Raw genomic sequence first — 14,417 nt, 5'->3', positions numbered from 1 at the left:
TCCTTTCTAGTTTTGCATGCGGTGAAACAATTTATTCTGTTTGTGGGATTCTTTGTGCTTATTCAGTTCCAAACAAATTTATGGTATAATGGGAACAAACTTCTGGAAAGGAGCCCCTTTCATGAAATTGCTGCACACTTCGGACTGGCATATCGGGCGCAGTCTTTTTGAATTTTCCCTGTTGGATGACCAGCGGGCATTTTTTGAGCAGCTTTGTCAAATCATTGAGGAACAAAAGATCGATGCTCTGCTTATCAGCGGTGACCTGTACGACCGCTCGATGCCCTCTGCGCAGGCGGTCAGCCTGCTGGATGAGATGTTCACCACCCTCATCCGCCGCTACCACCTTCCCATCCTTGCCATCAGCGGCAACCACGACTCCCCCCGTCGCGTCTCTTATGGAAGCTATCTGTTTGAGCAAAGCGGATTATACCTTGCCGGCCAGCTGAAACCGCAGCTGCAAAAGATCACTCTCTGTGATTCATTGGGCAAAATCAATTTTTTCCTGCTCCCTTACTTTGTTCCGGCACAGGTTCGTCTGATGTATGAGGACAGCTCCATCCACACCTCCACGCAGGCGCTGGAAGCCATCATCGAACATAACCGCGATATCATCTGCCCGGATGAGCGAAATGTCCTGCTTGCTCACGGATTTTTTATGCATCAGCACCATGAAAGTGAAGAAAATACCCCTATTCTGCCGCAGACCTGCGGATCAGAAACTTCGGTCGGTACCAGCGATCTGACCGATCTTTCCTGCTGCGAAGGGCTGTTTGACTATGTCGCTTTAGGACACCTGCATTCTGCGCAGCGCGCTGGAAGCAATACCATGCGTTACAGTGGTTCTCCGCTCAAATATTCAGTGGATGAGGCCAAAAACAGCAAATCGGTCACTGTTGTAGAAATCACCGAAAAAGGGAAAATCTCTTTTTCTCTTATCCCACTTATCCCCCGTCGGGATCTGCGGCTTATTTGCGGGACGATGGAGGAACTTTGTAAGCAGGAAAACAAGAGTGAAGACTACGTCTTTGCACAGATTATCTCGGATGGTCCTGTTTTAAACGCTATGAGCCGTCTGCGGGAAGTTTATCCGCACACACTGGGGCTTTCCTTCTGTCAAAGTGTCCAGCAAAATACACCGGAACTTTCTCTTGACCTTGCAGCCCTTGAACCGATGGAACTGTTTTCCCGTTTTTATCAGCATATCACCGGTCAGCAGCTGGATAAAGAGAAACAGGACATCGTTTCACAGGCACTGAAAAAGGCAGAAAAGGACAGGGAGGAAGAAGAATGAAACCAATCTTACTAAAATTTCATGCGTTTGGTCCCTATCCGGATACGGTGGAAATTGATTTCACCCAATTTGAAAGCGGAATTTTCCTGATTTCCGGACCAACAGGCGCCGGCAAAACCACTATCTTTGATGCCATCTGCTTTGCGCTCTATTCCCATGCAAGCGGCAATACCCGCACCACCGATTCCTTTAAAAGCCATCACGCGCAGCCGCAGGATCTCTGCTTTGTTGAATTTACCTTTTCTCTGGAAGGAAAAACCTATCACATCCGCCGCACTCCCAAACAGATGGTCTACTCCAAACGCAAAAAAGAGCTGATCGAATCAAGTGGAGAAGTTCTGTTTACCTTGCCAGATCAGCAGGTTTTGACCGGACGGGATGCCAATGCCCGCATTGAGGAACTTTTGGGCTTAAACTGTGAGCAGTTCCGCAAGATCGTCATGCTCGCGCAGGGAGAATTCCGGCGGTTTCTGGACGCTTCCAGCAAGGAAAAGCAGGATATCTTCCGCCAGATTTTTCAGACTGACCTCTATGAGCGATTTACCGCAGAGCTTTCCAAACGTGCTGACCAGCTCAAAAAAGAATCTGACACCGCGCGTCAGGCTGCTCTTTCGATGCTGTCACAGCTCGACTGTTCCGAAGATGAGGTTCTGCATAACCTCATCCATGCAGAATATCCGTCCCCTTCTGCCGTCTGCGAGCATTTAAATCAAACCCTCCTATCCCAAAAGGAGCAGATTACTGTTCTAAATCAGGAAGTGGAAAAAACAGAAGCTTCTCTTTCTGATGCTACCCTTTGTCTGCAAAAAGCGCAGGAACTCGAGCAGCTGTTTGGGCTTCGGGAAACGGTAGAAGCTGAGCTTCTGGATCTTCTTTCCCAAGACGAGGAGATTTCCCGCCAGAAAGAACAGCTCTCTCTTTTAGATACTGCCTCCCAGATGATGCCAGTTTACACCTTGCTTCGGGACTGTCGACGTCAGACTGCAGAAAAGTCAGATCAGCTTGCCAAGGCAAAACAGGAGCTTACTAACAAAAGTGCGGATTTTTTGCGCGCAGCAGAACAGTTTCAGCAGGTCGAAACACTTAACTTGCAGCGCGACCTCTGTTACCAAAAGATTCAAAAACTGGAGCAGGCCATCGAACAGCAAAAGCGTCAGGAGGAAACAGCTGCCCGCATCTCCCAGCTCAAAAAGGAACTTGCCAGTGCTAAACGAAGCGCTGCTTTAAGTCAGCTGCTGCTGGAGCGGGCAAAGTTTTCGCAGCAGGCTTCTCTCCTGCTTCGCGCTCAAACGCTCTGTCAGGAAATTACTTCCTCGCGACAGCAGTTTGAGCTTGCTTCTCAAAATTATCAGCAGGCACAGGATACCATGCACAAGATGCAGGCAGCACTTTTGGCTCAGGAACTATCGGAAGGTGTTCCCTGTCCGGTATGCGGTTCGGTTCATCATCCGTCCCCCGCCTTTGCATCGGGACAGGAGGTCGATGCAGATGAGCTTAACCTTCTTTCCACCAAAATGCAGCAGGCATTCGGAACCCTTTCTTCCAAACAGGCTTTACTGGAAGAACTGGTTTCCAAGCAGCCGCAGCTATTTGACCAAAATTTTCTCTCCCATCCTACACCGGAACAAAAAGTTCAGGAACTTCTCTTAAAAGTCCAATCGCAAATCCAACAGCTGGAAGCACTGATCGTTCAAAAGATACCGCTCGAAAAAGTTTCCCACAGCCGTTACTTTGACCCGGATTACCTTCAGGAACAGATCCTTCCAACACAGGAGAAGGTCAGCGCATTAAGCGCTTCCCTGCACACCCTGACCGAAGAATATCAAGCTCATTCTTCTCCGGATAGCGAACAAACCCTTTCTTCTTTGCTGGCAGAGCAGAAACAACTTTCCGAGCAGGAAGGGCAGCTAAAACAGCAGATTCAAAAGATCAACACCCGTTTTCAGCAGGAAAGCAGCCTGAAAAGCCAGCTGGAAGCTGCTGTTTCCCAGATTTCGGGAGATCTCTCTTCCCTTTTGGAACGTCGCCAGCAGCTTACCGAAGAATTTTTAGGACAGCTTTCCAAAAATCAGTTTACTGATGAGTCTGCCTTTCTCTCCCTTGCAGAACAGATGAGCCAGCGGGAAGTATTAAAGCAGAAAATTGACGGATATTCCCGCCAGCTGCTTGCTGCACAAAGCAGAAGAAATCAGCTGAACGAGCAGATCGGCAGCCGTCCTCGTCCTGACTTACAGGTTCTGACCGAGAAAAGAGAAATTCTGCTAGCCCAACAGCAGGAGAAAAAGCAGGAATTAAGCCAGATTCAGGAGCGTTATCATCTGAATTCCCGCTTACTTTCTAGCATCGAAAGCTATGTCAAAAAACTAAAGCAGCTACAGCAGGATTTCGAAACCATCGGCGGTCTTGCAGAGATTTCCAGCGGCAAAAATCCACAGCGACTTTCGTTTGAAAGTTTTGTGCTGTCCGGCTACTTTGAGCAGATCATCGCAGTGGCAAACCTGCATCTTAACCAGATGAGCATGGGCCGCTACCGCCTGCTGCGCAAGAAGGACCGTTCCCGCGGAAACACCTCTTCCGGACTCGATCTTGAAATCTTCGACAGCTACACCGGCATTCCGCGCCACGTTTCCACTCTCTCAGGCGGGGAAAGCTTTCAGGCTTCTCTGGCGCTCGCGTTGGGACTGGCGCAGGTTGTCCAGCACCATGCAGGCGGCATCCGCATCCAGACCATGTTTGTGGATGAGGGCTTTGGCAGCCTTGATCCACAGTCGCTGGATATGGCAATCCAGACCCTGATGAGCCTTCAGGATGATGGTCATCTGGTCGGTATCATCTCTCACGTATCACAGCTGTACGAGCGAATTCACGATAAGATCATTGTCACCCCATCCGCAAACGGTTCGTCCATTTCTTTATCAGATTAAAAGTAGCACAAGACCCTCCGTTTTTGAAACGGAGGGTCTTGCTATTTGTTAGTTTGATTTACCAAAAAAGATTTCTATATCCTGATCTACCGTTGTGATACCCGCAATTCCAAAATTATCCACCAGAACTTTTGCAACATTCGGGCTTAAAAATGCAGGCAGGGTTGGACCAAGATGAATGTTTTTCACACCAAGGTACAAGAGTGCCAGCAGTACAATTACCGCTTTCTGCTCATACCAGGCAATATTATAGATGATCGGCAGGTCATTGATGTCCTCAAGACCAAACACTTCTTTCAGTTTCATCGCAATCACTGCCAAAGAATAAGAATCGTTGCACTGACCAGCATCCAGTACACGCGGAATACCGCCGATCTCTCCCAGATTCAGTTTATTATACCTATATTTTGCACAACCAGCGGTCAGAATGACAGTATCTTTTGGAAGTGCTTTGGCAAAGTCAGTGTAATAGCTACGGCTGACAGCACGACCATCACAGCCTGCCATAACAACAAATTTCTTGATTGCACCTTCTTTTACCGCATCCACAATTTTGTCCGCCAGTTCTATCACCTGATTGTGTGCAAAACCGCCGACAATCTCACCTGTTTCGATTTCGGTTGGAGGAGGACATGTTTTTGCCTTTGCAATAATCTCAGAAAAGTCCTTCTTTTCCCCAATTTTTCCGGCAATATGGCGGCATCCCGGATAACCCGCTGCACCGGTTGTATACAAACGATCTTTATAGCTGTCCTTTGGCGGAACAATGCAGTTGGTAGTCATCAAAATCGGGCCACCAAACGATTCAAATTCTTCCTTCTGTCTCCACCATGCATTTCCGTAATTACCCACAAAATTCGGGTACTTTTTGAAAGCCGGATAATAATGGGCTGGCAGCATCTCCGAATGGGTGTATACATCCACACCGGTACCCTGGGTCTGCTCCAAGAGCATTTCAAGATCTCTCAGGTCATGACCCGAAACAAGAATACCCGGATTTTTGTTGACACCAAGTTTTACCTTGCTGATTCTTGGATTTCCGTAAGCCTGTGTATTTGCCTGGTCCAAAAGAGCCATACCTTCTACACCGTATTTTCCGGTTTCCATGGTCAGCGCAATCAGGTCATTGAGGGATAAACTGTCATCCAGTGTCGATGCCAGAGCACGCTGAATAAAGCTGTCGATCTCCTCATTATCCTTTAACAGAGCATTTGCATGCTTTGTATAGGCGGAAAGTCCCTTTAAACCATAGGTAATCAGTTCCCGCAGGCTGCGGATATTCTCGTTTTCGGTTGTAAGGACACCGACTTCCTTTGCCTTCTGTTCAAACTGGGAAACCGTTCCTTCCCAAAGAGCTGCTTTCGGCAGCCTTGTCTGATTGACAACCTGTTTCAGGAGTTCCTGCTTAACACGAAGTGTCTCTTCAATCGCCTTTGTAATCATCTCTTTATCAAAGTTTGCATTGGTAATGGTGATAAACAGATTGAGGGTCACACGATGATTGACCGAAGGCTCGATTGTCTTGCCTTCTCTGCGAAGCTGGGTCGTTACTGCGGACAAACCTTTTGTCACATAGACCAAAAGGTCCTGCATATTAGCAACATCTGCTGTCTTTCCGCATACACCGGCTCTGGTGCATCCGCTGCATCCTGCTGTTTCCTGACACTGATAACAAAACATCTGATAATCCATTTGTCTCCTCCTTATCCTCTTGCTTTTTCCAACTGTTTTTCTGATGGGAAAACGACAGTCAAAAGCATCTTAAATTCTTCCTGTCCAAATACGGCGTGTGGTTTTTTCGCCGGCATAATCAGTGTTTCCCCAGCGTGAACCAGATATTCCTGTCCGTCTACTGTAAATTTCCCGGTTCCTTCCAATACCAAAACCATTGCGTCGCCGTTGGATTCATGTGTGCTGATCTCTTCCCCTTTTGCAAATGCAAACAGCGTCAGGCTGACATGCCGATTCTGTGCCAGAGTTCTGCTGACAATCTCTCCCGGACGCACTGCAACCTGCTGTGCAAGATTTAGTACCTGCTCTGGTTCCATATTTTTAATCAGTCCCATTTTGTTTCCTCCATTTTTATTTGTATTTTGGTGTTTTGTATTTCTTTCTGATAAGTTGTATCATTTACTCGTTCAGTATACATTGTTCTTTTTAAAAAGTATGTTGGATTTCCAACAAAACAAAAACAGCGCTCCCAAAAAGGAACGCTGTTTTTTTATAAGAGTCGATCGATACAGGCTGCCAGTGTTTTTGCCATTCGCCGGCTAAAATGTACTCCATCCACCGTCAGCACAAGGTTTCGCTTACATGTAAACACTTCTTTTGCCTGCGGAATTACACCCATCAGGGCAGAGTCAGCAAAATGGGAAACGTTCTGCCCCTTCCAGGAATACACTGGCGGATTTGCCAGAATCATCCTGCCAAGGCAGTTGGTATCCAGAAAAGAAAATCCATACTCCTGCGCTAGTTTTTTAACCGCTTTGTTTCGTTTTTCTGCTTGTTGATTTGGAAAATTTTTTAACTGAATCAGTGGAATTCCAAGGATAATTCCTCGTTTTTTACTGTCGAAAATCATCTGCATGACCCTGCGATATGCCAAAATAAATGCGTCGTCTTCTGTAACACAGCGCATCTTTTTGCATCGATGGCTCATCTGTATCTTCCACAACGGTGAAATACCTGTCAGGTAGGGAAGCAGCAGGTCATTGGTTCCGATTCCGACAATGACAGTGTCAATGTCAATCGATTGTTTTCCCTCCAGAATCTCTTTCAGTCGATCGGTCATACAAAGAATCGTATCGCCATTTTTACCGGCATTTTTGTATTTTGCTTGCGTTTTCAAAAATGGCAGATAGGAATATCCTACCTGTCCGCGGGTCAAGCTGTCTCCAATACATAAAACCGACATTGCTTCCCTCCTTCTCTGTTTTTAAAAGTATACCATATTCGGATCATAAAATCCATGACAGAAAAATAAATCATCCGTTATCATTTTTTCAAAACTTTCCTTGTGTTTTATTTCTATTTTCCCCAATCATGCTATTTAAATATTGGAATTCCATTAAAAGCTAATAAAAAAACAGGCAGACACTTTGGTGTCTGCCTGTCCTAAAAACAATTACTGTTCTTTTTTCTGTTTATTTTCCATTGCGATCAGCGCATCTTTTCTGGAGAGGTTGATTCTGCCCTGGCTGTCGATATCGGTTACTTTAACCAGAATTTCATCGTCAACATTGACAACATCCTCTACCTTCTCAACACGTTTGGTGTCGAGCTTGGAGATGTGTACCAGACCTTCTTTACCTGGAGCGATCTCAACGAATGCACCGAAGTTCATCAGCTTGGTAACTCTGCCTTTATAGAATGCACCAACTTCTGGATCGCGAGCGATGGTTTCGATCATGCTTACTGCACGATTTACGTTTTCCTTCTTAATGCCGGAAACGAATACATCACCGTTTTCCTCGATGTCGATCTTAACGTCGCATTCTGCACAGATCTTCTGGATTACCTTACCGCCGGAACCGATAACCTCACGGATCTTGTCAACCGGAATCTGGAGGCTTACCATCTTCGGAGCGTATTCATTTACTTCCGGACGTGGACGGTCGATCTGTTTGAGCATGATTTCATCCAGAATGTAGATTCTTGCCTTGCGGGTCTTTTCAAATGCATCACGGATGATGTCCAGTGTCAGACCATCGATCTTGATATCCACCTGAATTGCGGTGATACCTTTGTGGGTACCGCCAACCTTAAAGTCCATATCGCCGAAGAAGTCTTCCAGACCCTGAATGTCAACCATGGTCATCCAGCGGTCACCTTCGGTGATCAGACCACAGGAGATACCTGCAACAGGAGCTTTGATCGGAACACCTGCATCCATCAGAGAAAGTGTGGAAGCACAGATGGAAGCCTGAGAGGTAGAACCGTTGGAGGAAAGAACTTCGGATACCAGACGGTATGCGTATGGGAACTCTTCTACTGGAGGAATTACTGGTTCCAGAGCTCTTTCTGCCAGCGCACCATGACCGATCTCGCGGCGGCCAGGACCTCTGGAAGGTTTGGTTTCGCCAACCGAGTAGGATGGGAAGTTGTACTGATGCATATAGCGTTTGGTATCTTCGTTGTCGATACCATCCAGAATCTGAGCATCCGAAACAGGACCGAGGGTTGTGATGGTCATAACCTGAGTCTGTCCACGGGTGAACAGTGCAGAACCATGTACACGAGGAATGAGCCCTACCTCACAAGCCAGAGGACGAATTTCATCGATGCCACGGCCGTCTACACGTTTGCCTTCATCCAGCAGCCATCTTCTTACAACAAATTTCTGGAGTTTATAGATGCATTCATCGATCTTTGCACCCTCTTCTGGGTACTGCTCATCGAATTTTGCATGGATTTCTTCGATTACTGGAGCCAGACGCTCTTCACGGATGTTCTTGTCGTCGGTATCCAGTGCATATTTTACTTTATCAATTGCGAAGTCCTTGATTGCCTCGAACATGTCGTGGTCAACTTCCTGAGATTCAAAGCTGAATTTTGGTTTGCCGATTTCAGCCTGTACGTCAGCGATGAACTGTGCAATCTTCTTGATTTCTTCGTGTGCTTTAGCAATTGCTTCCAGCATGGTGTCTTCTTTGACCTGATTTGCACCAGCTTCGATCATAACGATCTTTTCGCGGGTACCTGCAACGGTCAGCTGAAGGTCAGATTTCTTTCTCTGCTCTTCATTTGGGCAGATGATGATTTCATCATCAACCAGACCTACCTGAACACCGCCGATTGGACCATTCCATGGAATATCGGAAATGGACAGTGCAAAGGAAGTACCGAGCATACCAGCAACTTCTGGGGAGTAATCCTGATCAACCGAGAGAACGGTCATAACAACCGAAACGTCGTTTCTCATATCTTTTGGGAAGAGAGGACGGATTGGACGGTCTACCAGACGGGAAGTCAGGATTGCTTTCTGGGATGGACGGCTCTCACGTTTAATGAAGGAACCTGGGATTTTACCAACTGCGTACAGTTTTTCCTCAAAATCAACCGACAGAGGGAAGAAATCAACGCCCTCACGTGGTTTTGGTGCAGCAGTAACGTTTACCATAACGGTGGTATCGCCGTAGCGTACCAGAACGGAACCGTTTGCCAGACAAGCCATTTTGCCGGTTTCGAAGGAAATTTTCTTTCCGGCAAGCTCTGTTTCAAACACTCTGAAATTTTCAAACATAGTTGCAGCCTCCTTTGAAATTCTCGGGCGGCCGGGACATTACCCTTTTAGCAAAAAATCCAGCCTCAAACTGTTTTGCTGCTCGATTTGATGCTAAAAATAGGTTTTCTGCCCAACCGTCCCTTTTTGTTCATACATAAAAGGCAGAAGTACCGCGGATTGCTCCGGATACCTCCGCCCTTTTCAGACAATCTGAGGAAATTACTTTCTCAGACCCAGTTTCTCGATGATTGCACGGTAACGATTGATATCTTTTTTCTTCAGGTAGTTGAGCATGTTGCGGCGACGACCTACCATTTTCAGCAGACCACGTCTGGAGTGATGGTCGTTTTTGTTAGCTTTGAAATGCTCGGTCAGGTCGTTGATTCTCTTAGTGAGAATTGCGATCTGTACTTCAGCGGAACCTGTGTCGGTGTCGTGCAGTCTGTTCTGTTCGATTACCTGTGTTTTTTCTTCTTTTCTCATCATGGTTACATTCACCTCTTCATAATATTTCACCTGTGACTGGGTTTAGGGCTGGTGAAATGCCTGTTCGTCCTTTTGCGGAAACTACAAGGCGGTATCCCCAAACTGGGCCACGGCAATGTGTTTGAGCTTGCACAGCTCACCTAATTAGTATATCATACCCTTTTAGGTTTGTAAACAGGGTTTTTCCCAAAATACGAAAAGTTTTTCCCGTATTTTTTGTGATATAAAAAATAAATTAAAGTTTTCGTCCACCTTTTCCAAAGGGTGGTGGGTTTCCAAAGGGCAAAGCCCTTGGCGCACTCCGCAGAGTGTGAAACTCTTTATCCGTGAAAGCGCATTTTTGAGAGCTCGAGAACTTTTTGCAAGTGAAAAAGTTCTCGAAAGCCGATTGCAAGTACAAACTATACTCAAAAATTATCCAGTGGATGATTTTTGACGGCACCAGCTTGAAGCTGGACACAGTTTCGTGCTCTGGTTTGGTTGGAAATAATAATTTTAACACGCGGCAATCGCTTACATTACTAAATTCGCTTACAATTTATCAATTTTTTCAGGCAATAGCATAGACAGCAGAAAAACCTTCCAGTGGGAGGTTTTTCTAAAAAGTGCGTGTCGTTTGTTTCTCAAGGGGGCTTTTCTCTTACAAAAGCCCCCTCTTTTTTCAATCCAAGGTTTGGATTGAAAAATTCACCCGCAAAGGCGCCTGACGATAAGGTTTTCGCTCGTTGCGACGAGCGCCCAAAGGCTCTGCCTTTGGGAACCGCGAGCTTTTTGTAAAAAGCTAGACCAAAAACTTTTGTTTTCGTCCTCAGGCTACTTTTTATAATGCAATGTCTTCTGGATGGCCGTCACGGAAAACCATCTGCTCGATGTTGCTGGCAATATCTTTCATGACATTGTCTTTATCTGCAGCAATCTGTGCTTTCAGCTGATCGATGGACGAAAATTTCTGTTCCGGACGAACAAAGCGGAAGAAGTAAACCTCCACAATCTTTCCATACAGATCTCCAGAAAAGTCCATGATATAGGTCTCTGCAAGTGGACCGTCCGAACCAACCGTAGGCTTTACTCCAACATTGGTTACACCGCCGTACAGCTTGCCGTCAATGTTCACTACCGTAGAGTAAACACCATATTTTGGCACAATATGATAGCGAGGGAAAACCTGATTGATGGTCGGAAAATCCATCAGACGTCCAATCTGGTTGCCGTGCTCCACCTTCAGGCGGATACAGAAACGTCTTCCCAGCATACGGCTTGCCTGATCCATCTTTCCCTCCAGAATCGCCTGGCGAATACGGGTGGAGCTGACCGGTTCCCCATCCAGATTGATTGGGTCACAAACGTTCAGTTTTACTCCGTGTTTCTGGGCAATTTCACGAAGCTGCTGGGTCGTTCCTGCTCCTTTTTTTCCAAAAGTAAAGTCATAACCACAGCTCAATTCTTTTGCGCCCATCTTTTCAATCAACATCTTCTCAACAAACTCCTCCGGCTCCATGTCTTTGAATCGTTCAAAGTCCGGCATGACAACCAATTCAAAGCCCATCCGCTCCAGAATCGCACACTTCTGCTCATCTGGTGTCAGACTCATGTAATTTTTTTTGATTTGAGGAATTGAGTTAGAGATTGTATATGTAAATACACAGGGAGCAAGCTCACTATTTTCCAGCGCCTTGCCCAAAACTTCCCGATGACCAATGTGAATTCCGTCAAACAGTCCCAGAGCAACCGATGCCGGTTTTCCGGATTCCGGCCGCATAAAATCTTTTACAACTTTCAAGCTCTCTTTCCCCATTTCCTTCATCACACATTATAGACAGATTTTTGTCCATTTGCAAGGCAGTTTGTTTGATTATATTTTAACGAAGTGTCAAAACTGTACTATATCAACAATTCCATGACTATTTTTGTATTTATCGTACAATAATAATCAATTCTATTTGTTTCTTGATTTCGGAATCATTTTTTTGTGTTTTCAAATTTTGTTTTTCATTTATCCCTTAAAAACAAAATTGTTGTCACTAACCTTCCAGAATGGAAAACAGCTTCTTCATCTTGAGCTCTCCATTTTCCCAGTCAGCAACACTGATGCCCAAAAACACATCATCTTCTCCCATTACCCGAATATCACCGGTATATCCCTGCATGGTTTTCATTTCGTTAAGGCGGGCAAGATCCAGCTTGACACCATTCTGGAAAAGGGTCTGCTGACGGCCAGCCAGATGCAGCGCCGGCAAAGATTCGAAAACGGTACGGATTGGAAGCAGACGCTCGGTAAGTGTTCCCTCTTCCGAAAGTTTTTCCGCTTCTTCCAGCGTGATGCTGTCTGCAATGGAAAATCCAGCTGCTTCGGTTCGACGCAGTGCGGTCATGGTTGCTCCGCAGCCTAACGCTTCTCCAATATCAGCGCAAAGAGTGCGGATATAGGTTCCCTTCGAGCAGGCAACATCGATTTGATAGATATGCTGTGTATCATCTGCGCTCAGCAGATTCAATTCCGTGATGGTAACAGGACGCTTCTCCCGCTCAATCTCGATGCCTTGACGCGCCAGATCATACAGTCGTTTTCCGTTAATCTGAATTGCTGAGTACATTGGCGGCAGCTGCATGATCTCTCCGCGGAAAGATTCCAGTGCTTTCTCAACATCCTCTTTGGTTGCCGAAACTTCGGTACGGGTCAGCACCCTTCCAGTTGCATCCAGGGTATCGGTCGTATAACCCAACTGAAAGGTCGCAGTGTATCGTTTATTCTGATTTGGCAGGATATCGCAGCATTTGGTTGCACGTCCCACAAAAATCGGCAGTACACCGGTTGCCATTGGGTCAAGAGTTCCCGCATGGCCGACCTTTCTGGTACCCAGCAGGCGGCGCATCTTTGCCACCATATCAAAGGAGGTAAAATCCTCCGGTTTGTCCAGGATAATAATTCCGTCCAAAGTATTTCCTCCTTTTACTGACACAATTCCACACGAACCGATTCCAGAATTTTCTGGTATGCCTGTTCCAAGGTAACATCTTTTCCTTCTATCGTACATCCGGCAGCTCCGGCATGTCCTCCGCCACCCAGACGTTTACAGATTGCACAGGCATCGACTGTTGTATCGGTTCTGACCGAAATCTTATATCCTTGATAGCTTTTAAACTGACGAAGAGTCACTCCAACCTGCACGCCTTCGATAGATCTTGGGAGCGAAGAAAGTCCTTCCAGCTCATCATCCGTAACCTGAAGCTCATTAATTCGGTCCCGCATCAGGCTGATTACCGCACATTTTCCATCCAGCTCGTAACGAAGGCTGTGCAGTGCATCACAAATCAACTGCACCTTTCCCCGACTGGTGCTTTCCAGCATCAGTCGGTGGATCAGGCGCATCTGCGCTCCTGCAAGCAGAAGTTTCTGAGCGGCAATATGGGTCTGCACGGTGGTGGAAGGATAGCGAAAACATCCGGTATCGGTCACGATTCCAGTATACAGGCTGTCCACAATCTGCTGATCCAGCTTTACTCCCATTGCCTCAATCAAATCGAGCATCAGCTCACAGTTTGCGGCTGCATCTGAACGGAGCAGCAATTGTTTTGCATAGCCGGTATTGGAGGCGTGGTGATCCACACTCAGATCAATTCGATCTGCATATTGGGACAATTTCTCCCCCAAAAGCTTTTGATCAGCCACATCAACCGAAACCAGAGTCTTTGGCTCGAACGGCAGATTTTCCAGCGTTGTATCGTATTTTCCGTTTTCAAAAAGATAGGAATAGTATGGAGCAATCGGGTCCTGACATAGAACATCCGCGCGTTTTCCAAGTCTGTGCAGAGCATGCATCAGCGCAAAAGCGCTGCCGATGGTATCTCCATCGGGACTTTTATGGGTCAAAATTAAAATATCCTGCGCGTCAGACAAAAATTTGGCTGCCTGTTCCAAGCAAATCATTTGGGACACGATGTCTCTTCCTTTCTCACTTCTATTCTTCGACTTCTTCCTCGTCCTTTTTGATATCAAGGCTGTTGAGGATACGCGCAATATCTGCGCTGTATTCGGTAGAATCATCCGCAATAAAATGGAAATCTGGAATGCGGCGCATTTTGATGCGGGAATTTACCTCATGTTTGATAAAGCCGTTTGCATTGTTGAGTCCCTTAACTGCTTCCTTTGCTTTATCCATTCCTTCCAGCGAGCTGATATAAACCTTGCAATGAGAAAGATCGTTGGAAAGTTCTACCTTAATAATGGTGAGGATAGAGGAAACTCTTGGGTCCTTGACATGACGGATAATGTCGGTCAATTCCCTTTTCAAGTCCTCACTGGTTCTTCCTACACGAAAGCCCATGGAAATTCTCCTTTCTGTTTTAGTCGTATTGCAAATGAGGGCTGAAACATTTGTTCAGTCCTCATTATGATTTTGGGATATAAATTAACAAAAGTTTAGTTGAGCAAAAATAAAAGTTTTACTCAATTTTTTTCAAAAAATCGTCCAGTCCAGAGTGAAACTCT

At 46.1% G+C, this 14,417-nt stretch carries 11 protein-coding genes; 2 read left to right on the top strand and 9 right to left on the bottom strand.

All coding sequences use genetic code 11. The features are described from left to right. Positions 1 to 121: 121 nt before the first annotated feature. Positions 122 to 1,294, top strand: a complete 1,173-nt coding sequence (locus BQ5375_RS09450) for an exonuclease SbcCD subunit D (RefSeq protein ID WP_076917765.1) — start codon at positions 122 to 124, stop codon at positions 1,292 to 1,294. Then, positions 1,291 to 4,218: an AAA family ATPase gene (locus BQ5375_RS09445; RefSeq protein ID WP_022132190.1), complete on the top strand. Its 2,928-nt coding sequence runs from the start codon at positions 1,291 to 1,293 to the stop codon at positions 4,216 to 4,218. Before BQ5375_RS09450 ends, BQ5375_RS09445 begins: the two co-directional genes overlap by 4 nt. Positions 4,219 to 4,266: 48 nt before the next feature. Here the strand turns inward: BQ5375_RS09445 and hcp are convergent, their stop codons facing one another. The 9 genes from hcp to rbfA form a co-directional block, all read right to left on the bottom strand. Further along, a complete protein-coding gene (gene hcp, locus BQ5375_RS09440) occupies positions 4,267 to 5,910 on the bottom strand; it encodes a hydroxylamine reductase (RefSeq protein WP_076917764.1) in 1,644 nt (547 codons plus the stop codon). Positions 5,911 to 5,921: 11 nt separating this feature from the next. Then, complete coding sequence (locus BQ5375_RS09435) at positions 5,922 to 6,284, bottom strand: cupin domain-containing protein (RefSeq protein ID WP_022132193.1); 363 nt, start codon at positions 6,282 to 6,284, stop codon at positions 5,922 to 5,924. Positions 6,285 to 6,439: 155 nt separating this feature from the next. Beyond that, a complete protein-coding gene (locus tag BQ5375_RS09430; protein WP_022132194.1) occupies positions 6,440 to 7,132 on the bottom strand; it encodes an SGNH/GDSL hydrolase family protein in 693 nt (230 codons plus the stop codon). 210 nt (positions 7,133 to 7,342) lie between these two features. Continuing rightward, positions 7,343 to 9,460, bottom strand: coding sequence for a polyribonucleotide nucleotidyltransferase (locus BQ5375_RS09425; protein WP_076917763.1), 2,118 nt, complete (start codon positions 9,458 to 9,460; stop codon positions 7,343 to 7,345). Between the two features lie 201 nt (positions 9,461 to 9,661). Further along, positions 9,662 to 9,928 (bottom strand): 30S ribosomal protein S15, encoded by a 267-nt coding sequence (rpsO, locus tag BQ5375_RS09420; protein WP_022116398.1) that lies wholly within the window; start codon positions 9,926 to 9,928, stop codon positions 9,662 to 9,664. A gap of 820 nt (positions 9,929 to 10,748) precedes the next feature. Beyond that, complete coding sequence (locus BQ5375_RS09415; RefSeq protein ID WP_076917762.1) at positions 10,749 to 11,708, bottom strand: bifunctional riboflavin kinase/FAD synthetase; 960 nt, start codon at positions 11,706 to 11,708, stop codon at positions 10,749 to 10,751. Positions 11,709 to 11,949: 241 nt separating this feature from the next. Further along, positions 11,950 to 12,864, bottom strand: a complete 915-nt coding sequence (gene truB / locus BQ5375_RS09410) for a tRNA pseudouridine(55) synthase TruB (RefSeq protein ID WP_022131442.1) — start codon at positions 12,862 to 12,864, stop codon at positions 11,950 to 11,952. A 14-nt stretch (positions 12,865 to 12,878) separates the two neighbouring features. Continuing rightward, positions 12,879 to 13,856: a DHH family phosphoesterase gene (locus BQ5375_RS09405; RefSeq protein ID WP_076918136.1), complete on the bottom strand. Its 978-nt coding sequence runs from the start codon at positions 13,854 to 13,856 to the stop codon at positions 12,879 to 12,881. Positions 13,857 to 13,887: 31 nt separating this feature from the next. Next, positions 13,888 to 14,253, bottom strand: coding sequence for a 30S ribosome-binding factor RbfA (gene rbfA, locus BQ5375_RS09400; protein WP_022132562.1), 366 nt, complete (start codon positions 14,251 to 14,253; stop codon positions 13,888 to 13,890). Positions 14,254 to 14,417 lie beyond the last annotated feature (164 nt).

The sequence above is a fragment of the Negativibacillus massiliensis genome (genome assembly GCF_900148495.1).
GTDB lineage: Bacteria > Bacillota > Clostridia > Oscillospirales > Ruminococcaceae > Negativibacillus > Negativibacillus massiliensis.
Note: the sequence above shows the minus strand (reverse complement) of the source record. Positions and strands in the feature narration are given on the sequence as shown.

What these genes read in the sequence shown, in the direction of transcription:
- rbfA (WP_022132562.1), bottom strand. Translation starts at nt 14,253, where the DNA reads ATGGGCTTTCGTGTAGGAAGAACCAGTGAGGACTTGAAAAGGGAATTG.
- BQ5375_RS09405 (WP_076918136.1), bottom strand. Translation starts at nt 13,856, where the DNA reads ATGATTTGCTTGGAACAGGCAGCCAAATTTTTGTCTGACGCGCAGGAT.
- BQ5375_RS09435 (WP_022132193.1), bottom strand. Translation starts at nt 6,284, where the DNA reads ATGGGACTGATTAAAAATATGGAACCAGAGCAGGTACTAAATCTTGCA.
- BQ5375_RS09450 (WP_076917765.1), top strand. Translation starts at nt 122, where the DNA reads ATGAAATTGCTGCACACTTCGGACTGGCATATCGGGCGCAGTCTTTTT.
- BQ5375_RS09425 (WP_076917763.1), bottom strand. Translation starts at nt 9,460, where the DNA reads ATGTTTGAAAATTTCAGAGTGTTTGAAACAGAGCTTGCCGGAAAGAAA.
- BQ5375_RS09430 (WP_022132194.1), bottom strand. Translation starts at nt 7,132, where the DNA reads ATGTCGGTTTTATGTATTGGAGACAGCTTGACCCGCGGACAGGTAGGA.
- hcp (WP_076917764.1), bottom strand. Translation starts at nt 5,910, where the DNA reads ATGGATTATCAGATGTTTTGTTATCAGTGTCAGGAAACAGCAGGATGC.
- BQ5375_RS09445 (WP_022132190.1), top strand. Translation starts at nt 1,291, where the DNA reads ATGAAACCAATCTTACTAAAATTTCATGCGTTTGGTCCCTATCCGGAT.
- rpsO (WP_022116398.1), bottom strand. Translation starts at nt 9,928, where the DNA reads ATGATGAGAAAAGAAGAAAAAACACAGGTAATCGAACAGAACAGACTG.